Annotated in this window: 21 protein-coding genes, 1 tRNA gene and 1 riboswitch; of the genes, 13 read left to right on the plus strand and 9 right to left on the minus strand. The window is 56.6% G+C overall.

Annotated elements, in window-relative coordinates:
- Positions 1 to 11: 11 nt before the first annotated feature.
- Positions 12 to 116, plus strand: a riboswitch (yybP-ykoY riboswitch).
- Between the two features lie 85 nt (positions 117 to 201).
- From FIV08_RS00545 to FIV08_RS00565, 5 genes are read left to right on the plus strand one after another with little or no spacing between them, the layout of a single operon-like run.
- Positions 202 to 771: a TMEM165/GDT1 family protein gene (locus tag FIV08_RS00545; protein WP_072675785.1), complete on the plus strand. Its 570-nt coding sequence runs from the start codon at positions 202 to 204 to the stop codon at positions 769 to 771.
- Between the two features lie 60 nt (positions 772 to 831).
- Positions 832 to 1872 (plus strand): L,D-transpeptidase family protein, encoded by a 1041-nt coding sequence (locus tag FIV08_RS00550; RefSeq protein ID WP_416376902.1) that lies wholly within the window; start codon positions 832 to 834, stop codon positions 1870 to 1872.
- Between the two features lie 43 nt (positions 1873 to 1915).
- Positions 1916 to 2668 (plus strand): SDR family oxidoreductase, encoded by a 753-nt coding sequence (locus FIV08_RS00555; RefSeq protein ID WP_152436993.1) that lies wholly within the window; start codon positions 1916 to 1918, stop codon positions 2666 to 2668.
- Between the two features lie 22 nt (positions 2669 to 2690).
- Positions 2691 to 4151, plus strand: coding sequence for an NfeD family protein (locus tag FIV08_RS00560; RefSeq protein WP_152436994.1), 1461 nt, complete (start codon positions 2691 to 2693; stop codon positions 4149 to 4151).
- Between the two features lie 42 nt (positions 4152 to 4193).
- Positions 4194 to 4982 carry a slipin family protein gene (locus FIV08_RS00565; protein ID WP_152436995.1) on the plus strand — a complete coding sequence of 263 codons (789 nt, stop codon included), beginning with the start codon at positions 4194 to 4196 and terminating at the stop codon, positions 4980 to 4982.
- Between the two features lie 66 nt (positions 4983 to 5048).
- Here the strand turns inward: FIV08_RS00565 and FIV08_RS00570 are convergent, their stop codons facing one another.
- The 3 genes from FIV08_RS00570 to FIV08_RS00580 form a co-directional block, all read right to left on the minus strand.
- Entirely contained in the window at positions 5049 to 5330 is a 282-nt protein-coding gene (locus FIV08_RS00570; RefSeq protein ID WP_061331332.1) for an Lpp/OprI family alanine-zipper lipoprotein, read from the minus strand.
- A gap of 209 nt (positions 5331 to 5539) precedes the next feature.
- Positions 5540 to 6094: a L,D-transpeptidase family protein gene (locus tag FIV08_RS00575; RefSeq protein ID WP_106694189.1), complete on the minus strand. Its 555-nt coding sequence runs from the start codon at positions 6092 to 6094 to the stop codon at positions 5540 to 5542.
- Between the two features lie 123 nt (positions 6095 to 6217).
- On the minus strand, positions 6218 to 7930 hold the full coding sequence (locus tag FIV08_RS00580; RefSeq protein WP_061331330.1) for a potassium/proton antiporter: 1713 nt from the start codon (positions 7928 to 7930) through the stop codon (positions 6218 to 6220).
- 71 nt (positions 7931 to 8001) lie between these two features.
- Here FIV08_RS00580 and FIV08_RS00585 point away from each other — a divergent pair.
- Positions 8002 to 8075 (plus strand) — tRNA-Gly (locus FIV08_RS00585).
- A 26-nt stretch (positions 8076 to 8101) separates the two neighbouring features.
- Here FIV08_RS00585 and FIV08_RS00590 read toward each other — a convergent pair.
- Positions 8102 to 9412 carry an NAD(P)/FAD-dependent oxidoreductase gene (locus FIV08_RS00590; RefSeq protein ID WP_152436996.1) on the minus strand — a complete coding sequence of 437 codons (1311 nt, stop codon included), beginning with the start codon at positions 9410 to 9412 and terminating at the stop codon, positions 8102 to 8104.
- 327 nt (positions 9413 to 9739) lie between these two features.
- On the opposite strand from FIV08_RS00590, the gene FIV08_RS00595 reads away from it, so the two are divergent.
- The gene (locus tag FIV08_RS00595) at positions 9740 to 10363 is read left to right on the plus strand and encodes a YbhB/YbcL family Raf kinase inhibitor-like protein (RefSeq protein ID WP_061331327.1); all 624 of its coding nucleotides are present in this window, start codon (positions 9740 to 9742) and stop codon (positions 10361 to 10363) included.
- A 135-nt stretch (positions 10364 to 10498) separates the two neighbouring features.
- On the plus strand, positions 10499 to 11350 hold the full coding sequence (locus FIV08_RS00600; RefSeq protein ID WP_152436997.1) for a UDP-2,3-diacylglucosamine diphosphatase: 852 nt from the start codon (positions 10499 to 10501) through the stop codon (positions 11348 to 11350).
- Positions 11351 to 11407: 57 nt separating this feature from the next.
- On the opposite strand, the gene FIV08_RS00605 is transcribed toward FIV08_RS00600, so the two are convergent.
- Positions 11408 to 12013 carry a TetR/AcrR family transcriptional regulator gene (locus FIV08_RS00605; protein WP_152436998.1) on the minus strand — a complete coding sequence of 202 codons (606 nt, stop codon included), beginning with the start codon at positions 12011 to 12013 and terminating at the stop codon, positions 11408 to 11410.
- Between the two features lie 120 nt (positions 12014 to 12133).
- Here FIV08_RS00605 and FIV08_RS00610 point away from each other — a divergent pair, with 120 nt between their 5' ends.
- Both FIV08_RS00610 and FIV08_RS00615 read left to right on the plus strand, forming a co-directional pair.
- A complete protein-coding gene (locus FIV08_RS00610) occupies positions 12134 to 12685 on the plus strand; it encodes a carboxymuconolactone decarboxylase family protein (RefSeq protein ID WP_152436999.1) in 552 nt (183 codons plus the stop codon).
- A 110-nt stretch (positions 12686 to 12795) separates the two neighbouring features.
- Positions 12796 to 13656, plus strand: coding sequence for a DUF547 domain-containing protein (locus tag FIV08_RS00615; protein WP_152437000.1), 861 nt, complete (start codon positions 12796 to 12798; stop codon positions 13654 to 13656).
- 54 nt (positions 13657 to 13710) lie between these two features.
- Here the strand turns inward: FIV08_RS00615 and FIV08_RS19655 are convergent, their stop codons facing one another.
- The gene (locus FIV08_RS19655) at positions 13711 to 13869 is read right to left on the minus strand and encodes a hypothetical protein (protein ID WP_172972229.1); all 159 of its coding nucleotides are present in this window, start codon (positions 13867 to 13869) and stop codon (positions 13711 to 13713) included.
- A gap of 292 nt (positions 13870 to 14161) precedes the next feature.
- On the opposite strand from FIV08_RS19655, the gene FIV08_RS00620 reads away from it, so the two are divergent.
- A complete protein-coding gene (locus tag FIV08_RS00620) occupies positions 14162 to 14626 on the plus strand; it encodes a MarR family winged helix-turn-helix transcriptional regulator (RefSeq protein WP_216646162.1) in 465 nt (154 codons plus the stop codon).
- A gap of 144 nt (positions 14627 to 14770) precedes the next feature.
- Here FIV08_RS00620 and FIV08_RS00625 read toward each other — a convergent pair whose 3' ends face one another.
- The gene (locus FIV08_RS00625; RefSeq protein ID WP_152437001.1) at positions 14771 to 15661 is read right to left on the minus strand and encodes an SRPBCC family protein; all 891 of its coding nucleotides are present in this window, start codon (positions 15659 to 15661) and stop codon (positions 14771 to 14773) included.
- Positions 15662 to 15924: 263 nt separating this feature from the next.
- Between FIV08_RS00625 and FIV08_RS00630 the strand changes: the two genes are divergently transcribed.
- The gene (locus FIV08_RS00630) at positions 15925 to 16107 is read left to right on the plus strand and encodes a hypothetical protein (protein WP_228715463.1); all 183 of its coding nucleotides are present in this window, start codon (positions 15925 to 15927) and stop codon (positions 16105 to 16107) included.
- A gap of 6 nt (positions 16108 to 16113) precedes the next feature.
- On the opposite strand, the gene FIV08_RS00635 is transcribed toward FIV08_RS00630, so the two are convergent.
- Together FIV08_RS00635 and FIV08_RS00640 are read right to left on the minus strand one after the other, a co-directional pair.
- On the minus strand, positions 16114 to 17337 hold the full coding sequence (locus FIV08_RS00635) for an ADP-ribosylglycohydrolase family protein (RefSeq protein WP_152437003.1): 1224 nt from the start codon (positions 17335 to 17337) through the stop codon (positions 16114 to 16116).
- Positions 17338 to 17484: 147 nt separating this feature from the next.
- On the minus strand, positions 17485 to 17919 hold the full coding sequence (locus tag FIV08_RS00640; RefSeq protein ID WP_152437004.1) for an MAPEG family protein: 435 nt from the start codon (positions 17917 to 17919) through the stop codon (positions 17485 to 17487).
- A gap of 83 nt (positions 17920 to 18002) precedes the next feature.
- On the opposite strand from FIV08_RS00640, the gene FIV08_RS00645 reads away from it, so the two are divergent.
- Complete coding sequence (locus tag FIV08_RS00645; RefSeq protein WP_228715568.1) at positions 18003 to 18614, plus strand: TetR/AcrR family transcriptional regulator; 612 nt, start codon at positions 18003 to 18005, stop codon at positions 18612 to 18614.
- The last annotated feature ends 142 nt before the right edge of the window (positions 18615 to 18756 follow it).

Genomic DNA, 18756 nt, shown 5'->3' on the forward strand with positions numbered 1-18756 from the left:
CATGTGCCCAACTTCGGGGGAGTAGCCTTCGCTTCTGGGTAACAGGAGCGGACGGTAGTCAACATACTTGGAGCTCATTCTCCATGGCTACCGTGTTCCGTGATTGATCGCGGAATTGGCAAGACCTGAGGCAGATCACCTCCACTGGGCGGAAGGTGAGCTGTCTCATGTCTGACGATTTCCGCCCTGAGGTCTCTTCGAATGGATGCGTTCCTCGCTTCAACCCTTGCCGTGGCCATTGCCGAAATTGGCGACAAAACCCAGCTCCTGTCTCTTTTCCTGGTTGCCCGATACGCAAAGCGTACCCCTATCATTCTTGGTATTCTGGTTGCGACCGTGCTCAATCACGCGCTCTCGGCGTGGCTGGGGGCCTGGGTGGCCAGCTGGATTCCGTCCCAGTGGTTGCCCTGGATTCTCGCAGTGAGCTTTGTCGCCATCGCCCTGTGGTTGCTGATACCGGATAAAGACGACAGTGCCGAATCTCGGTTTCTCGGCATGGGCGCCTTCTGGGCGACTACGGTAATGTTCTTCCTGGCGGAGATAGGCGATAAAACCCAGGTGGCTACGGTGGTCCTGGCGGCGAGGTATACGGAAACGTTATGGGTTATCATCGGCACGACGGTGGGTATGCTCCTGGCCAATATTCCGGTGATCCTGGCCGGGCGCTGGCTAATGGAGCGACTGCCGCTGGCGACGGCCAGGATCAGTGCCAGCGTATTGTTTGTGGTGCTGGCGGTGGTAACGGTCTGGACCACCCTGGTGAACTCCTGACGCGGAACCGTGTCTTTCAGAGCAGAGGCCCGGAATGAATGTTTATGGGAACTGGTTGATATGTGGTTGAAAAAATGTGTCGCCGTTCTGGTGTGCCTGATGTCCCTGGCGTCAGCTGTTAATGCTGCGCCGAACCAAAAGCCGTCAGACACTGCAACGGTTCAAAACGATCGTTCGCCCCGGGTACCAACGTTCGCTCTTAACGGCGATCTGGCGGGGGAGCTGCAGGTGTTCACGACCCGCTATGAGGATACCTTTGCTGCTATTGGCCATGATGAGGCTCTGGGGTATCTGGAGCTGGTCAAGGCCAATCCGGGTGTTGACCCCTGGTTACCGGGAGACGGCACGACCATTACTCTGCCGCGTATGTACGTGCTGCCCGATGCACGCCGGGAAGGCATCGTGATTAACCTGGCCGAGTATCGGCTCTATTATTTCACCAACGATGGCGTTCAGGTGTATCCGGTGGGCATTGGGCGTGAAGAGAATCCGTCACCGCTGACCGACGCCGAGGTAACCATGCCTCTGGAATCGCCTGCGTGGTATCCGCCGGCCAGTATCCGGGCATCCTATGAAGCCCGTGGAGAGTATCTGCCGCGTATGATCCCGCCCGGCCCGGACAATCCGCTTGGCACTCATGCTCTGATGCTGAGCGAGAAAGGCTATCTGATTCACGGAACCAACAAGCGTTTCGGTATCGGCTTGCCGGTCAGTGCCGGCTGTTTCCGCATGTATAACGAAGACATTTCCCGGTTTGTCTATCAGGTTCAGAAAGGCACGTCGGTCCAGATTATTCGCGAACCTGTCAAGCTAGGCTTGTCTGGCGGCGAGGTGTGGCTTGAAGTGCACCGGCCCCATGAAGATTACTCGCCCGAGGATCGGGAACAGCTGTGGCGCGTAACACTGGAAAAACTCGAAGCCTTCCGCCAGCAACACCCAGACGTGGAAGTCCAGCGCCGGTCCATCGAGCTGGTGGTGGATCAGGCCGATGGCATTCCCACCATGGTCGGTGAGCGACTGACCCGGGTGGCTTCTGATAAGGGGCCGACGGAAAGCAATCCGGAAGAGCCTGCAGAGCCGGAGCAAAAGCTGTACTTTTGACCCCGGCGCCGCAACCAATAAAAACCAAACGGCAGGAGTATTCATGAGTCGTACTATACTGATTACCGGAGCCAGTTCCGGACTGGGTGAAGGCATGGCCCGGGAGTTTGCTGCCCGGGGTGATCACCTTGCCCTGTGTGCCCGTCGTACCGAGCGGCTGGACCAGCTCCGGGCCGAGCTGGAGGGCACCTATCCGGGAGTGAAGATCAGTGTGCGGGCCCTGGATGTGAATGATCACGCACAGGTGGCCGAGGTTTTTCAGGCTTTCCGGGAGGAGTTTGGTCAGCTCGACAGGGTCATCGTCAATGCTGGCATCGGTAAAGGGCAGCCGCTGGGCACCGGGCGTTTTGATGCCAACCGGCAGACCGCAGAAACCAATTTTGTTGCCGCCCTGGCCCAGATAGAAGCCGCCATGGAAATATTCCGGGCACAGAACCATGGTCATCTGGTTGCCGTATCATCGGTAACGGCCGTTCGGGGGATGCCTGGCAACGTCACCACCTATGCGGCGACCAAGGCCGGATTGGCGGCACTTTGCGAGGGTTTGCGTGTCGAACTGAAAAAGCGCCGGTCTCCCATTCGCGTGACCACGCTCTATCCGGGGTATATCCGGACTGAAATCAACGAAAAGGTCAAGAACACGCCTTTCATTGTGGACGCGAAGACCGGATGCCGGGCCATGGTCCGTGCCATTGAGTCCGGCAAGGCCGAACGTTTCGTGCCAGGTTGGCCCTGGACGCCCATTGGTTTCATACTGAGGCGACTGCCGGAGTCCGTACTGGCCCGAATATTCTGATCACTCTGCCTGGGAGATCGCCATGAAGCCAAACCCGATGCAACGTCAGAACCTTCGTTTGCCCTTCTGGTCCCTGATTTTTTTCGTGGGAGGGCTGCTGGGACTGATCGGGGCTTCCTGGCAGGCGATTGCCCAGCAGGACACGCCGAGAACCGCGCTGGTATTGACGGTCGAGGGTGCTATCGGCCCGGCTACCATGGATTATGTCACCCGTGGCATCAGGCGGGCCGAGCAGGATAATGCTGGCCTGGTCATTCTGGAAATGGATACGCCGGGTGGCCTGATGGATTCCATGCGGGAAATCATCAAAACCATCCTCGCCTCCGAGGTGCCGGTGGCAACCTACGTGTCACCCCAGGGCGCCCGCGCCGCCAGTGCCGGCACCTTCATCCTCTATGGCAGTCATATTGCGGCTATGGCGCCCGCCACCAACCTGGGTTCGGCAACGCCGGTTCAGATGGGAGGCCTGCCAGGCTCGCCAGAGCAGGAACCGGAGCAGCCCGCCGGGGACGACGAAGCTTCAGAGACCAGTGCCGACGACTCGGCTGCCGAACCGCAGAAACGCCGGGGCGACACCGCCATGGAGCGTAAGGTTCTGGAGGATGCCGTCAGTTATATTCGTGGCCTGGCCGAGCGTCATGGTCGGAATGCCGATTGGGCGGAAGAGGCCGTTCGCGAAGCCGTCAACCTCGGCGCAACCGAGGCGCTGGAACTGAATGTGATCGATGTGGTGGCGCCCAACCTCCGCGAATTGCTGGAGGCCATTGACGGTCGCACGGTGCAGATGGCCACGGGTGAACGGGAGCTGGCAACGGCAAACCTGGAACTGGTCCGTTCAGAACCGGATTGGCGAACCCGGTTACTGTCGGTGATCACCGATCCGAACGTCGCCTACTTCCTGATGATTATCGGTTTTTACGGCATCATCTTTGAGCTGTCGAATCCCGGTGCCGTGTTCCCCGGGGTGATCGGTGCTATCTGTCTGGTGCTTGCCCTTTTCGCCTTTCAGGTGTTGTCGGTGAATTATGCCGGCCTTGCCTTGATTCTGTTGGGGCTGGCGTTCATCGTGGGGGAAGCCTTCATGCCTAGTTTCGGCATTCTGGGTGTCGGTGGCATAGTCGCCTTTGTCACGGGTTCGGTGATTCTGATGGATGGCAGCCACACGGATATCTCATTGCCCACCGTTGGCGGCACGGCTGTTGTGGCGGGAGGGTTTATTCTCTGGACGGTTACCCGCTTCATTGGTTTGCGACGCCGTACGCCGGTCAGTGGCAGCGAACACATGGCTGAGGAAAAAGGCGTGGCACTGGACGACTTTGAATCCTCTTATGACGGGTACAAGGGCCATGTCCGAGTCAGTGGGGAGCGCTGGAATGCCCGTTGTCCGCATCAGATCACCAAGGGCACGCAGGTGCAGGTAAACGGTATGGAGGGGCTGACCCTTCTGGTTGAAGCCAGGCCTGATTCTGATCAAGGTCATTGAACGAGCAATTCGTACTAACCAACGGCAAATCAAGGAGGCCGTATGAACCTGGGTGACATTATTCCCTATATTGCACCGACTGTGGTGCTGCTTCTGATTCTCGGTTCCGCCATCAAGATCCTGCCGGAATACGAGCGCGGTGTGGTGTTTTTCCTGGGTCGCTTTCAGGGTGTCAAAGGCCCCGGCCTGATCATCGTCATCCCCGGGATTCAGCAAATTGTCCGGGTGGATCTTCGGGTGATCACCCTGGATGTCCCAAGCCAGGATGTTATTTCCAAAGACAACGTGACGGTCAGAGTAAATGCAGTGTTGTATTTCCGCGTGGTTGACCCCGAGAAAGCGATTATCCGGGTCGAAGACTATGGCGCTGCTACCAGCCAGTTGGCGCAAACAACCTTGCGCTCTGTGCTCGGCAAACACGATCTGGACGAAATGTTGTCTGAACGAGACAAGCTGAATTCGGATATTCAGGAAATCATTGATTCCCAGACCGAAGATTGGGGTATCAAGGTTGCCAACGTGGAAATCAAACACGTTGACCTGAATGAGTCGATGATTCGTGCGATTGCCCGCCAGGCAGAGGCAGAGCGCGAGCGTCGCGCCAAGATCATTCACGCCGAGGGTGAATTGCAGGCATCCAAGAAGCTGGTAGAGGCTGCAGAAGTCATGTCGGCCAACTCCGGAGCCATGCAGTTACGTTACCTGCAGACACTGGCGGACATGAGCAACAATAACTCCTCCACCATCGTGTTCCCGCTGCCGATGGATATGATCAAGAACTTTTTGGATAATCAGTCGGGCAATAAAGGGCCGGATAAGCTGAAGCAGTAATATTCAGGTTTTCAAACGAGCACAAAAAAGGCCGGTTGAACCGGCCTTTTTTGCTAAACGGCAGCCTTACTTCTGGCTGGCACGCTCGAGCATGCGCTTGGCGCGCTCGTTCGCTTCGTCAGCGGACTTCTGAGCAGCACGGGCAGCAGCCAGGGCTTCTTCAGCAGTCTGCTGAGCAGTGCGAGCGGAGCTTGCAGCGCTGTTAGCAGTGTTCAGAGCGTTGTTAGCAGTTTGCTCGGCGGAGCTTGCAGTTGCATTGGCTTCGTCGATAGCGCCCTGCTCAGTGGTGGCACAACCTGCAGTCAGAGCAGCGGCCATTGCAAACCCGGCGATCGTCAGTTTACGCATGGTAAATCCCCTTATTGGTCGTTTTATTTCCTGTGATCCAGAAGTCATTAAGACGACTTCCTGTCAGCTAAGCCCGATAGGCGTTGACTACCGGAGTCGTCAAACAGTGTAAAACACTCAGAGACAAAATGTTAACTAAGGATACGTAAATTTTCTTAGGCTATGACAACAACTTAATACTCCCGTCATGAACGGGGTGGGTTCTGCGGTCAGGGAAGAATCCGAATGGGGGTGCCGTTATCGACCAGTGCCCAGATCTCATCCATCTCTTCATTGGTGACCGCGATACAACCTTCGGTCCAGTCCAGTCCCGTGTAGGCGAAAGCCAGGTCACCCGCTTCGTTGGGCAGTCCGTGGATCATAATGCTGCCGCCGGGATTAAGCCCCCAGGCTTCGGCCAGCTCCCGGTCACGGGCGTTCGGGTAGGAGATATGGATGGACTTGTAGAAATCGCTGTTCGCGTTGCGCCAATCGAGAATGTAATCCCCTTCTGGCGTTCGCTTGTCACCCTCATACAGCTTGTGTCCTACCGGATTGCCTCCCAGTGAAATCCGATAGCTGCGAACCTTGTGCTCACCGCTCAACAGATAAAGCCTGCGCTCACTTTTGCGCACCAGAACCTTGGTGATGTTCAGGTGCTCTTCCAGCGTTGGTTCGCTGCCGGGCATGGCCATGCGGGTATCAGCCCGGGCCAGCAACTCGGAGCTACTGGCCATGGCGGGCAATACGACAAGCATTAGTGATAGAAAAACTCTGAAGATCATGATGCTGGCACAGGTCGTTGAATGGTTAAACTTTGTTCACGTGTGTTTATAACATAGCCAGCAAGAGGATTGATAAGGGGTTTTGTTACGGTTTTTGGTTTTCCTGCACGAACCGGACGGGCGTCACGCATCCATTTTCAGGCCAACCTTGGTTACCCGGTCGGCTTCGGTGGCCCGGGCCACGAGCGTGACTGGCCCCAATATGACGGTGTCGCCAACCACTGGATGCCCCTTGGTGCGCTTGGCGAAACACTCGGCCAGCGACAGCTCCGGAGGCAACTCGTCGAACTCGATACCATAGACCTGTTCCACATCGCCGAGCAGGGCATCTCCGTTCAGCACGAAGTCGCCGAAGAAGGCTCGCTCTGCCAGGTGTTTCGGAGCTTGCCGCCCGCTCAGTGCCTTGCCGAGATCGGGCAGAACCGACGGCGTGGCGAACATGGCCAACATATCGCCGGCGGTCACTTCGAGATCCTTGGTGGGCTGGAGGCACTTGCGGTCGCGAAACACCCCGGCCACGGCGGTGTTTTCCGGCAGGCGCAGCTGGCCAAGGGCTCTGGGCTTGTCCCAGCCCTTGCCCCGGAGTGGAAACAGCATCAGCTCATGGTCGCCAGCGGCGGGCGCATCCAGTGGTAGCCGACGGTAGGGATCTTCGCCAGCGGGAACTTCAAGCCGCAATTTGCGGGCGAGAGGGGCCATGGTGGTGCCCTGCACAATCAGCGACACCAGAACGATAAAGAACGCTGCATGGAACACCAGTTGCGCATCCGGCAGATCCGCGATGATTGGGAACAACGCCAAAACAATGGGCACCGCGCCTCGCAGGCCCACCCAGCTGATAAAGCCCAGCTCCCGCCGGTTGAAGCCGAATGGCCAGAGCGTGATCAGCACGGTTAATGGCCGAATAACAAAGATAAGCGCCAGGGCCAGCACCAAACCGGCGCCTGCCAGGGGGATCAGGTCTGATGGGCTCACCAGCAGCCCGAGCATCAGGAATAGACAGAGCTGCGCCAGCCAGGCCATGCCGTCGTGCACCTGAAGAATCATCGGCATCATCCGGACATGGCGGTTTCCAATCACCACACCGCACAGGTAAATGGCGAGGAATCCGCTGCCACCGACAGCGTTGGTGGCAGAAAACACCGAAATGCCGGCCGCACCCACCAGCAGGGGGTACAGCGCGGGGGTCAGGCGCATCCGATTGGCCAGTTCCACCACCAGAAAGCCACCCAGAACGCCGGCTGCTGCGCCGATGCCGAACTGTTGAACCAGCATGATCAGGCCCGAGAGAATGGACCCCTGCTCATGTTGGCCAATCAAGGTCACCAGCATCAGGGTGAGGAAAATGGCCATCGGGTCGTTACTGCCAGATTCGATCTCAAGGGTGGCACTGACCCGCTCGTTCAGGTGCAGGCCCCGGCCCTGCAGCAGAGAAAAGACAGCGGCCGCATCGGTTGAGGAAATAATGGCCCCGATCAACAAAGCCATCATCCAGTGCAAATCGAATACCCACCATGCCACGATAGCCGCGCCACCCGCGGTCAGGGCAACACCAAGGGTGGCAAGTACCAGGGCTGGCCGCAGACCTACCCGGAAGGTTTCTACCCGGGTGCGCATTCCGCCATCCAGCAGGATAACGGCCAGTGAAAGATTGGCGATAAGAAAAGCCAGCTCAAAGTTATTGAACTGGATGCCGCCCGGTCCGTCTTCGCCCATCATCATGCCGACAGCCAGAAAAACCAGCAGCACCGGCATGCCGACCCTGCTTGAAAGCGGGCTGAGAACGATGCTGAACACAAGCATCAAGGCGCCAATCAGAGTAAACGTGGGATCCATCAGACTCCTGACCAAAGGGACTTGCCCGGACGCTGGTCCAGGCCTATATTGCTGTGGCAATCATTATGCAGGCGGGCGTAGCTCAATGGTAGAGCAGAGGCTTCCCAAGCCTACGACGTGGGTTCGATTCCCATCGCCCGCTCCAGTCTCACACGCTAAGCAGCTGTTCGCTCAATGCAACTTCAGGCGAGGATGCATCGCTCGGCTGATCTTGTCCATCAGCCAGATAATGCCCGTGCGCAGGAACCCGTGCAGGGCAACCTGATGCATCCGGTACAGGGACACATAGAACAGCCTGGCCACCTTCCCTTCGATGTACATGCTGCGACCCGACAGGTTGCCCATCAGGTTGCCGACCGTGGTGTAACGGCTGAAATTGATCAGTGAGCCATGGTCATTGTAGACAAAGGGTACAGGGTCTTTGCCCTCCAGGCGGTTGCACAGGGTTTTGAACAGGGCATCGGCCTGCTGATGGGCGGCTTGGGCCCGTGGTGGCACGGGATGGTCGGAATCGGGCTGCGGGCAGGCTGCGCAATCACCGAAGGCAAAGACGTCGGTATCTCGTGTGGTTGCGAGGGTTTGCTTCACCAACAGCTGATTGCTGCGATTGGTTTCCAGGCCGCCGAGTTCCGCCAGAAACGGGGGAGCCTTGATGCCCGCGGCCCAGATGGTCATTTCAGATGGCAATTCGGTGCCATCTTTCATGACCAGGCTGTTTTCGCGCACTTCGCTGACTGGCTGCCCGGTCAGTACTTTCACCTTCTGGCGTTCCAGTTCACGGGTGGCTGCCGCTGACAGGCGCCCGGGCAGGGCCGGCAAAATCCGGTCTGCCGCTTCGATCACGCTGATGGAAACATCCGAGGACTGCAGGTGGTTCATGCCGTAGACCGGCAATTCCCTGGATGCCAGTCGCAGCTCGGCAGCCAGCTCTACGCCCGTGGCGCCAGCACCGATGATGCTGATGTTCAGAGTATGGGGTTTGCCCTGATTGGCCTCGTGGTTCTTGCGCAGGAAGGCGTTGAGCATCAGGTTATGGAATCGCCGTGCTTGCCTGAGGCTGTCGAGAAACAGGCAGTGTTCCTGGGCGCCTGGTGTGCCGAAATCGTTGGCTGTACTGCCCACGGCGATCACCAGGGTGTCGTACTGAATCCGACGCTCAGGCACCACCTCGTGGCCTTCTTCATCCAGGAACGGCGCGATGATGATTTCCTTGGCCGCCCGATCAAGGCCGTTCATGCGCCCCAGCTGAAATTCATAATGATGTTTCCGTGCGTGGGCCCGGTAATTGATTTCGTTGGCACTGGCGTCCAGGGAGCCGGAGGCCACTTCGTGCAGCAGAGGTTTCCAGACGTGGGTCAGGCCGGCGTCGACCAGGGAGATGCGAGCCTTGTTTTTCTTGCCGAGTTTGTTGCCGAGGCTGGTGACCAGTTCCAGGCCTCCGGCGCCACCGCCGACGACAACAATGTGATGCAGGTTTTCCATAACAGTCAGACCTTCAGAAGATGAGAGCCAAGCGCTCTCGCGGGAAAACGCTTGGCTGTCTGCTCTGATCAGTCTGACCCATTAACACAAAAGGTAGGCTGCTAACGCCGTTATACTAACGTTGACGGCCCGGGATGACAATTGGACAGAAGTGTTGCCTGGCGGCTGCTTTGGGATACACCTGAGCGTAGATGAAGTGTTTTCTGCCGCCAGTTTGCTAATCTGGACAAAGACCTGACGTGGTTGATAAAACCGGAACACCGGCCGGTCCCGTATTACTCGGCGATGGCTGAATCAATCAAAAGCCGCTCGACAGGAGAGACGATCGTGAAACTAGAGGTTCGTGGTGTAGAAGAGGGACAACCCATTCCAGAGAAGTTTGCCTTTGGGGTTTTCAGCGAGCAGGACCACATGAGCTTTGGCCCCAACCGAAACCCCGAGTTGGTCTGGTCTGGGGCACCGGAGGGTACGAAGAGTTTCGTGGTGATGATGTTCGACCCGGATGTGCCCAGCGTAGCCGATGATGTGAATCAGGAAGGCAAAACCGTGCCCGCCGACCTGCCCAGGGTGGATTTCTTCCACTGGTTGCTGACAGACATTCCCGCCAATATCGGCCGCATCCCGGAAGGTGAAGACAGTGACGGCGTGTTGCCCAAGGGCAAGGACCATGGGCCGGGACCGATTGGTGTTCGAGGTGTGAATAATTACACCCAGTTCCTTGCCGGCAACCCGGACATGGCGGGCACTTACGCCGGGTATGACGGCCCCTGCCCGCCCTGGAACGATGAAATCATCCACCACTACCATTTTGAAGTGCACGCGCTGGATGTGGAAAGCCTGGGGCTGGAGGGTGAATTTGACGGCAACGATGTTCGCCAGGCCATGGCCGGGCACGTGCTGGCCAGTGCCCGGGTGACCGGCACCTACACCCTGAATCCAGACCTGCGTTAATGCCGTCGGTTGCCGGGCTGATGGTTTAGCGCCCGGCTTCATAAAACTGACTTGCCATTGTCACCCGGGTGTCACCGGAGCTTGTCAAGGTTGTTACAGGAAACCGAAGGCAGGCCTGACACCACGGGAGGCACCATGCGAGCGTATCGCAGCGTATTCATTTCCGATGTTCATCTGGGAACGGCCGATTGCCAGGCCGACTACCTGCTGGATTTCCTCAACAACGTTCACTGCCAGACTCTGTACCTGGTAGGCGACATTATCGACCTTATCGCCATGCAGCGCCGGGCCCATTTCCCGGACAGTCATCGGCAGGTTATCCACAAGCTGCTGGAACTCGCCGCCACGGGCACCCGGGTGGTTTATATTCCTGGTAATCACGACGAGTTTTTCCGGCGCTTCTGCGGTCAGACTTTCTCCGGCATCGAGCTGCAATACAAGGCAGTGCACACCACCGAAGACGGTCGTCAGTTTCTGGTTTGCCACGGTGACCAGTTTGACCAGGTGGTGCGCTGCAGCCCGCTGATGCTGCTGGTGGGGGACCGCGCCCACGGCCTGCTGCTGCGGCTAAACCGCTGGTTCAACGCCCTGCGTCGGCTTCAGGGCAAGCCTTACTGGTCGCTGGCGGCCTGGATCAAAAGCCGGATCGGTAAGGCCAGAACCTTTATCCGGCGATTCGAGCTGGCGGCGCTGACGGCTGCAGAGAAAGGTCATTACCACGGTTTTATCTGCGGCCACATCCACTCGGCAGGCTTTCTTCGCAGTGAAGATGGCCTCTACTGCAACGATGGGGATTGGGTGGAGCATTGCACCGCGCTGGTTGAGCGGGACGACGGCAAGCTGGAGCTTTTGCACTGGTCAGAATCGCCGGTGACCCTGAGCCGGGAACCGGAACACCCCAATCCGGAACTGGTCGGTGACGCCAGGCCGGTGATCGACGCCCTGCCAGCGGCATTTCTGGACCAGTTGAACGGCCCCGTGCGCTAGGAACCGGTTGAGCTGGGTAGGGGAGCTTCACCTTGGTGGCAGACGCCAGGCTGTTGTTCAGTTCTGTGCCTTATAAGCTTCCAGAATCGCCGCCATGTCGTCGCCGAGCTGCTCCAGCTCGGCGGCGGACAGGTTACGCTCAGCCATGGAGCGTAAGCCCATAATCTGGCTTTGAATCAGTCTGGCCAGCCGCCGGCAATCGGTCTTGGCGGCAATCTCTCCCTGATTTTTTGCACTTTCCAGCAGCTCGGCAAAGGACGTTTCAATGGCGGCAAGCACACTCTGGGCCTGAGAATACAATGCCTGGTTGGTGTTGCTGGCCTCCAGCAGGGTTTTCACAATCAGGCAGGCGCGCGCGGGGGCGCAGTCAACGTCCGCGCAACTGCCGGCGATTTTCCGCAGGTACGCCTGCAACCCTTCAACGATGCTGTCATAACTCGCCATGTGTTCCGAAAGGTCGGCTCCGCCCTGCTCTGCGTAATTGGCCAGCGCTTCAGAAAACAGGCCATCTTTACTGCCAAACGTAGCGTAAATGCTGCCGGGGCGCATATCCAGCGCCTGTTCGATCTGCTTCATCGAGCTGCCGTGATAGCCCTTGAGCCAGAACAGACTGACGGCTTTGGACAGGGCTGTATCCCGGTCATAGCTTGGAGGTCTTGGCATAACAACACCGCCTTCGTGTGAGCTTTGAATGTTCGCTCAATTATAACTTGAGTGACTGCTCAGAAACAGATAGGCTTTAATTGTTGAGCGATCATTCATAAACTTGATTGGAGTCCCGCAATGGCAGATTTCAAACTGCATGATATTCAGTCCGCTCCAGAGGGCGCCAAGCCGTTCCTGGAAAATTCCCAAAAGAACTTCGGTATGATTCCCGGCCTGCATGCGGTCATGGCTGAATCGCCGCAAGTGCTTGAGGCCTACCAGAAACTGCATCAGCTGGTACTGGACAGCAGTTTCACCAACGATGAAAAAACCGTGGTCTGGCAGACCATCAACGTTGAGAACGCTTGCCACTACTGTGTTCCCGCTCATACCGGGATCGCGAAGATGATGGAAGTGTCTGACGACATCACCAATGCCCTGCGTGACGAGACCCCGCTTCCGAACGACAAACTGGAAGCGCTGCGTGATTTCACCCTGGCGGTCATGCGCAAGCAGGGTAACCTGAGTGAAAGCGACCTAAACGCGTTTTTCGAGGCAGGTTACGATAACCGGCATGTTCTGGAAGTGATTATGACGTTGTCTCAGAAAACCCTGAGTAACTACATCAATCACATTGCGAAAACACCGGTCGATGAGCCGTTCAAAAAGTTTGAATGGAAAAAGGCCTGATGTCCGGCAGTGATTGGCCGGCTGCTTGCCGGCCAATCACCGTCTTGCCGTAACAACTCGCCCTGAAGTGTGTCGATATATCCTATTTAGACACCATGAATGGAGTTGTTATGACCGGTTATTTCTCGATTTTCAGCAAAACCCTGTCGCGCGGGTTGATCGTGCTAGGGTTCCTGTCGGCCAGTGTGCTGGCGGACACCTCCCCTTACGAGCCGTTCCAGCAGCTTGTCACCGATCATCTTATTGAGCACACGCTGCCGGGAAATGGTCTGGTCTCCGCCTTTGATTATGAATCGGCTCTGGCCGATAACAAGACGCTGGCGCGTCTTGAACGACAGCGGAGCCGTTTGGCGTCCTTTGATCTGAACCAGCTTGAAACACAGGCGCAAGCCGTGGCTTTCTGGATCAACGCCTATAACTTTTTCATGATCGACCAGATTCTGACCGAGCGGCCGAATGGCCAGCTGGTGTCTTCGGTGTGGGATTACGGCGGCCGAATCAATCCGTTTGTCAAAAATGTCTTCGGCCGCGCCCATTTTACGGTGGCTGGCCAGGCATACAGCCTGGACGAGATTGAGAAAGGGATTCTTTTGGGTGATGAATTTAAGGCTCGCGGCTGGAAAGACGCAAGGGTGCATTTCGCCGTCAACTGCGCCTCTGTGGGTTGTCCGCCTTTAAGAGCAGAGATCTATACCTCAGCGAACCTGGAGCAACTGCTGGCCGAGAATACCCGGCGGGCATTGAGCACCGAGCGCCAGCTCCGGGTTGAATCCGGGCGTTTGTATGTGAGTGAGCTGTTCAAGTGGTACGAGGAGGATTTTCAGGAGGCTTCCGGGTCAATCCGGGCATTCATTCTGGAGTGGGCGACGCCTGAGGTGTCCGAGCGTGTTAAAAGCGCGGCCGGGCTGAGCTACATCGAATACGACTGGAGCCTGAACACGCCTGAGAACTTTCCAGAGATTCGCCGATAGAGAAATCGAAAATTGATTGGCCGCTATACCCGAAGGACAGCGGCCAAATTCTGTTTACTTGGATTGTGAATCCGCGCGTGGCGCTACCTCAACGGTTTTGTCCGGATAGCTGCGAGCTTCGTTAAAGCGATCAGCCTGGCCATTCATTGCCATTGAGACGCTGGCGGATGCTGTCAGGACAATCGCTGTCATCAAAACAGTGAACTTTCTCATGGCTCAAATCCTCTCGTTGTTTGGTGATAGGTGCGAGCCTCCTTTTGATGAGGAGATCTCTGCGCCTGATCTACAGACACTCGAGAGTGACTACTTGTTACAGTTCAGCAGGAGTTTCAAACAGGGTTTGGCTCTGTTGATCTAGCTATATGAGTTAACTGGTGGTTGAGTGTCAGCAATTCTTGCAAGAAACTGGCCTCATTCCAGCGCTTGCCTACTATCGGGAGGAAGATGCAGTACACTATTGCCACGGCTTTCTACGATTTTTCAAATACAGCCATGGCACAGAATTATGACGGTTAGTTTTACTGAGCGGGGCACACCACTTGCCGAAAGCGACACCCTCACCCTGGTGCAGACCTCGGGCATGGTGAAAGACAGGATCTCTGAAGTTGCAGCCGCCCGGCTTCGTGATCGAGGCTATGCGGATGTATCCGCTTCCTTGCTTGGGTTTCTGGGTGCCCTGGACTGCGGGGTGAACTTTGGTTCTGACATTGCCCGAAGGCTCGATATTTCACGCCAGATGGTGGCAAAGACCGTGAAGGAGTTGAGCGAAGCCGGTTATCTTGTCCAGGGGGCCGGACCGGGTAAGCTCAAACCCATTGAGTTTACGCTGAAGGGCGAGAGGTTGATGTCCGAGGTTCGACAGATCCTTGCAGAGATGGATCGTGAGCTGAACAAGAGCGTCGGCAAGAAAAGCCTCAAGGATCTGGTGCGAGAACTGGATGCGCTAGCCGGCACTCTTGGAACTCTCTGATCGCACGAAGGCTGGTTGTCAGTTATCGCAGTTGGATCCCAGCCTGTCAATTTCTTCCCCACTCATTGTAGCCCCTCCTAAACAATCGCCTCAGGCTTTAACAACGGTGTCGTGAGCGACCACTAGTTGCAGCCCCAGCGCTGGTCAAGCTGTTGCCTGATCTTCAGAGTCTGCGAGTTCTCCAGAATCCCGTGAAAGCGCCTGTGTTTCCATGTTTGTGATCACACTAGGAAATGTTCTGTCGACGCCGAAGGCCAGCATTGCCATGATCACCGGCGCCAACCACTTGGGTTTCGGATGTAGCTTCCACCAGACGACCACTTCGGACCCGTCCGGGATCTGTTCAACCCGCCAGCCCCCAACCATCCAGGTCGCCGGGTAAGGAAAGCCTGGCTCTTCGGTCAGGAATTCAACCTCATAGCATCTGCGGTATTCGTCATACTCGGTACAGCGCTCCCGCCATTGGTTGCCTCGGGTATCTTCACAGGCCCGCAATGGGAGGTCACCATCGTGAATGTCTTCAATCCGCGAGGAAGCCAGATTCGGAGCATACTGGGCGACCGCACCCAGATTTCCGACAATGTGCCAGAGGCTGTCTGCATCTGAGCCGGACTGGTACCTGAGTGAGTGGCTAAAACAACGGTCCTTTGGCAGGAAGTACATTTTTTTCAAACCAGCCATCTGGGCGAGTCCAAAGCAAAGCACAACTGCAGCAACGGCAAGTATCGTAAAGATTCCCTGGGGAGGGAGGTGTGAGCCCCAGAGAGTCACGCCCAGGATGGAACCCAGGACCCAGATGAAATCCCCGACGCTGGCGTAGAGCACCCGCCAACCGGCGATCCGATCCCGAGTGGATTGATGCGATAGATCCACAGAAAAAATCAGCAATCCCAACCCCACTGCTTGAAAGGCCATGGGCGCGATGATGCCAATCAATTGGCCTGCGAGATCTGGCAGGAAAAGCAGGAAAAGTCCGGAAATACCCGAAAAAGCTGCATTAAGCTTCAGCGCTGTGCGAACGAGAGTCTGGTTCATGTTGATCCTCCCCAGATTAATGTATGTCAACCAGGTGGACAAAATAGAGTGGGATCTTGGTTGTTGTCAACCATATTGACATAAAATTTCCAGCCCTTTTTGCCCGGGAGAGGTTTTGACGCGAATGAGGCGGGTGCTTCTCGTTATCTCTGATGCGTAGCAATCTGCCCTTCACTGAATAAAGATTTCTCACTGAAAGGAGGTAAACCATAAACAAACTTTGCGCAGTGCTGGGTGTCGGTTCGGGCAATGGTGAGGCGTTCGTGAGACGCTTCTGCAGCGAGGGCTATCAGGTGGTCAGCCTTGAACACTTCGAGGCCAACTGGCGGATCAATCTGCAGGGCTTGGTTGCCGCCGCCAAAGCAGCGCAGCCCCAACTGCGCCAGCAGGACGCCCCCGGCTGGACCCATGAGCTGGACATCCGCCCGTTCGGCGAGAACTGGTAGGCGCTCTCACTGCATCGGGCAAGTGGGCGCCCGTTTCTGTGGTTCGTTTTCTGGCCATTTGCCGCCTACCAGCGACTCGAGTTTTCCGAGGATATCCGAGCCGTCTGTCAGGCGCGTCAGCCAGCTCAGGGGGATGCCCTGTTCGCCCCCGACACCATGAACGGCGGCCATGGCAGGACCGATGATCCATGCCCGGCCGCAGGAGTCGCCGCCGCAGTGGATGTTGGCACGAATCGCTTCTGTATAGCTTACGGAGTGGCTCAGGATATGAAAGATCACCGGCATGGCTTCGTGCAGGTAGCAGGTGCGGCCGAAAGATTCGCCGGCAGTTACTGCATCCAGGCGTTCACCAGAGCGTGCCTTGCGGAGGTTGTCAGGATCCGGCGCTTCGGCCATGGCGGAGTCCATAGCGTCTGACATTGGTTTGCCCTGATAAAGGCTCTCGAGAAGTCTTGCTGTGCACTTGGCCCAGGCAACGGCCTCGTCGTTGTGATTGGTCACCCGTACGGCAGATTCGGTGACCTCCATCAGCTCGTTGCTGCCAGAATAGCAGGCTACCAGTGGTGGTAGCTTGGACACTGCAGGCAGTTGCATATCGTCGGCGCCGCTTTCCGGTAGCAGGTGCTGATCGATGGTTTTAGCGAGGTAAATGCCTGCTTCCTGTATCTTAGGGTCCTGATAGGTAAGGCTGATGGCCTTTCGAACAGGGTCAGCCAATTGGTCGCCGCTCAGGCGTCGGGTGTAGGGCAAAACTTTCTGCACCAGTATCCGTTTCTGCTTTTCGGTCAGTTCGGCAGTGGTGCCCGATTGCGCCCGTTCAATGGCATTCTGTTCGATGGTGTTCAGATTGTTCAGAGTGACCCGGGTGGGGTTGTCGATATAACCCCGCCAGTGGCCACCAGGTCCGAAAAACGCCCGGAAACGACGCTGGTAATCGCGGATATCCAGCTTGCCTTCACTAGCCAGAAGGCTGTCGATCAGTACCCCGGTGGCCGCCCCGTAGTGGCTGATATCGCCGGACTGTTTGCCTTCGTGCGCAAAGTACCCGAATCCGCCTTTGAAATAGTCCGCCTTCGGCGGCAGGAATTCCGGCGACTGGCCGCCCACCTCATGGATTCGCTGGCTGTCATACAGCCAGTGCAAACCGAGGCCGGCCGCATCCGCCACCCAGCCGCCGGCAAGAGCGGCGACTACGGCGGGTTTTCTCTCGAAGGACACGTTGCAGGTCATTGGAAATCCTTATCAGCCGGTTTCAGAATTCGATATGACTAAGAGATAAAGCGGTTGCCACCTTCGAGGCACTGGACACTGCTGATCACGTGCAGCACCTGTTCGACGGTAAAGCCGACCAGATACGTGAGCTGTGCGCGACTATCCTCAGTACGGATCAACGACGCCCGTAGCCAGATTCCAGGCCACCAAGATGAGCATGACCAACAATACCACGCATCCAAACAGAAACAGCCGCAATCGCAAGGGTACATAATTGGAGCCTACATGCACGTAGGCATGAGCGTAGCGACTCAGTGCAAACAGCCATGCTAGGGCGATGGCCACTGTACCTGCCGCATTGATGCTGTATGTAACCAGACAGAGTACGTAGAACAACACCGGCGCTTCAAACTGGTTCGCAATGTTGTTAGAGACCTTGACCACCTCCTCGGGCCATACCCGATTATCCAGTGCCGCCTGATGGCGATTTACCTTACCGGTCTTTACTGCTCTGGCCTTCCTGACCCCAAGCATAATGAACATAGTAAGGGTCAGAAAAATCTGGGCTAGAACAGGCCAAAAAATGTCGCTTGAATTCATTAGATTCCTCGCTACAAATGCGCACTGCCGCTAAAATTGACGTTGTCAATTTATGTTGATATATGGACGGTGTCAATTTGAAAGTGAAACAGAAACGTATGGTGGGGCAAAAGCATGGTGACCTACGGATGGAACTGCTTCGTGAAGGAGTCATTCTGTTAGATAGTGAGGGAGTTGGAGGTGTCACAATTCGTGCTGTAGCACGTAATGCCGGCGTCGCTCATTCAGCGCCAGCCAATCATTTTCCCTCCAGGCGCGCCATGCTGACTGCCATAGCCGCCATGATCTTTACCGACCTGGCTGATTTAATAGCAGAGGCGGTAGCTGATACGGTTGATGAACCCGAACAGTCCATACAGGTATTCGCTGAAACCTGCTTCCAATTTGCTCTTCATTCCCCAAATCGCTATCAACTAATCTGGCAACGTCAGTTAGTCGATCATGACGATCCAGCATTAGCCCGGGAAATGGAGCGTGTGTATTCAACCCTGCTCTCACTGCTGCGGCAAGGCCAGGTAAACCGCTATGTGGACATTGAAACCCATGCAATTGCAATCTGGTCAATGATTCACGGCTACATCAGTATGCGGCTGGATGGAAACCTGGTGGCTGCTGAAGACCCTGTAACGAACCTTCCTCGAAGTAAGGCAATTCTGCTGTCGCTTATTGATGGCATCTACTGCCGTGAAACTTGAAGCCTGTGACGTTCGACTTTCACGAATGTGAGTTGCGCATAACGCCATTGCCGCGGTGATTGGTTACACCGCCCAGGTAACAGGCCTCTGTATGGTCCGCGGCGTCAGCGACTGGACCCGGGGCAGGCGTTTGCGTCAGACG

This window comes from Marinobacter sp. THAF197a (assembly GCF_009363275.1).
Lineage (GTDB): Bacteria > Pseudomonadota > Gammaproteobacteria > Pseudomonadales > Oleiphilaceae > Marinobacter.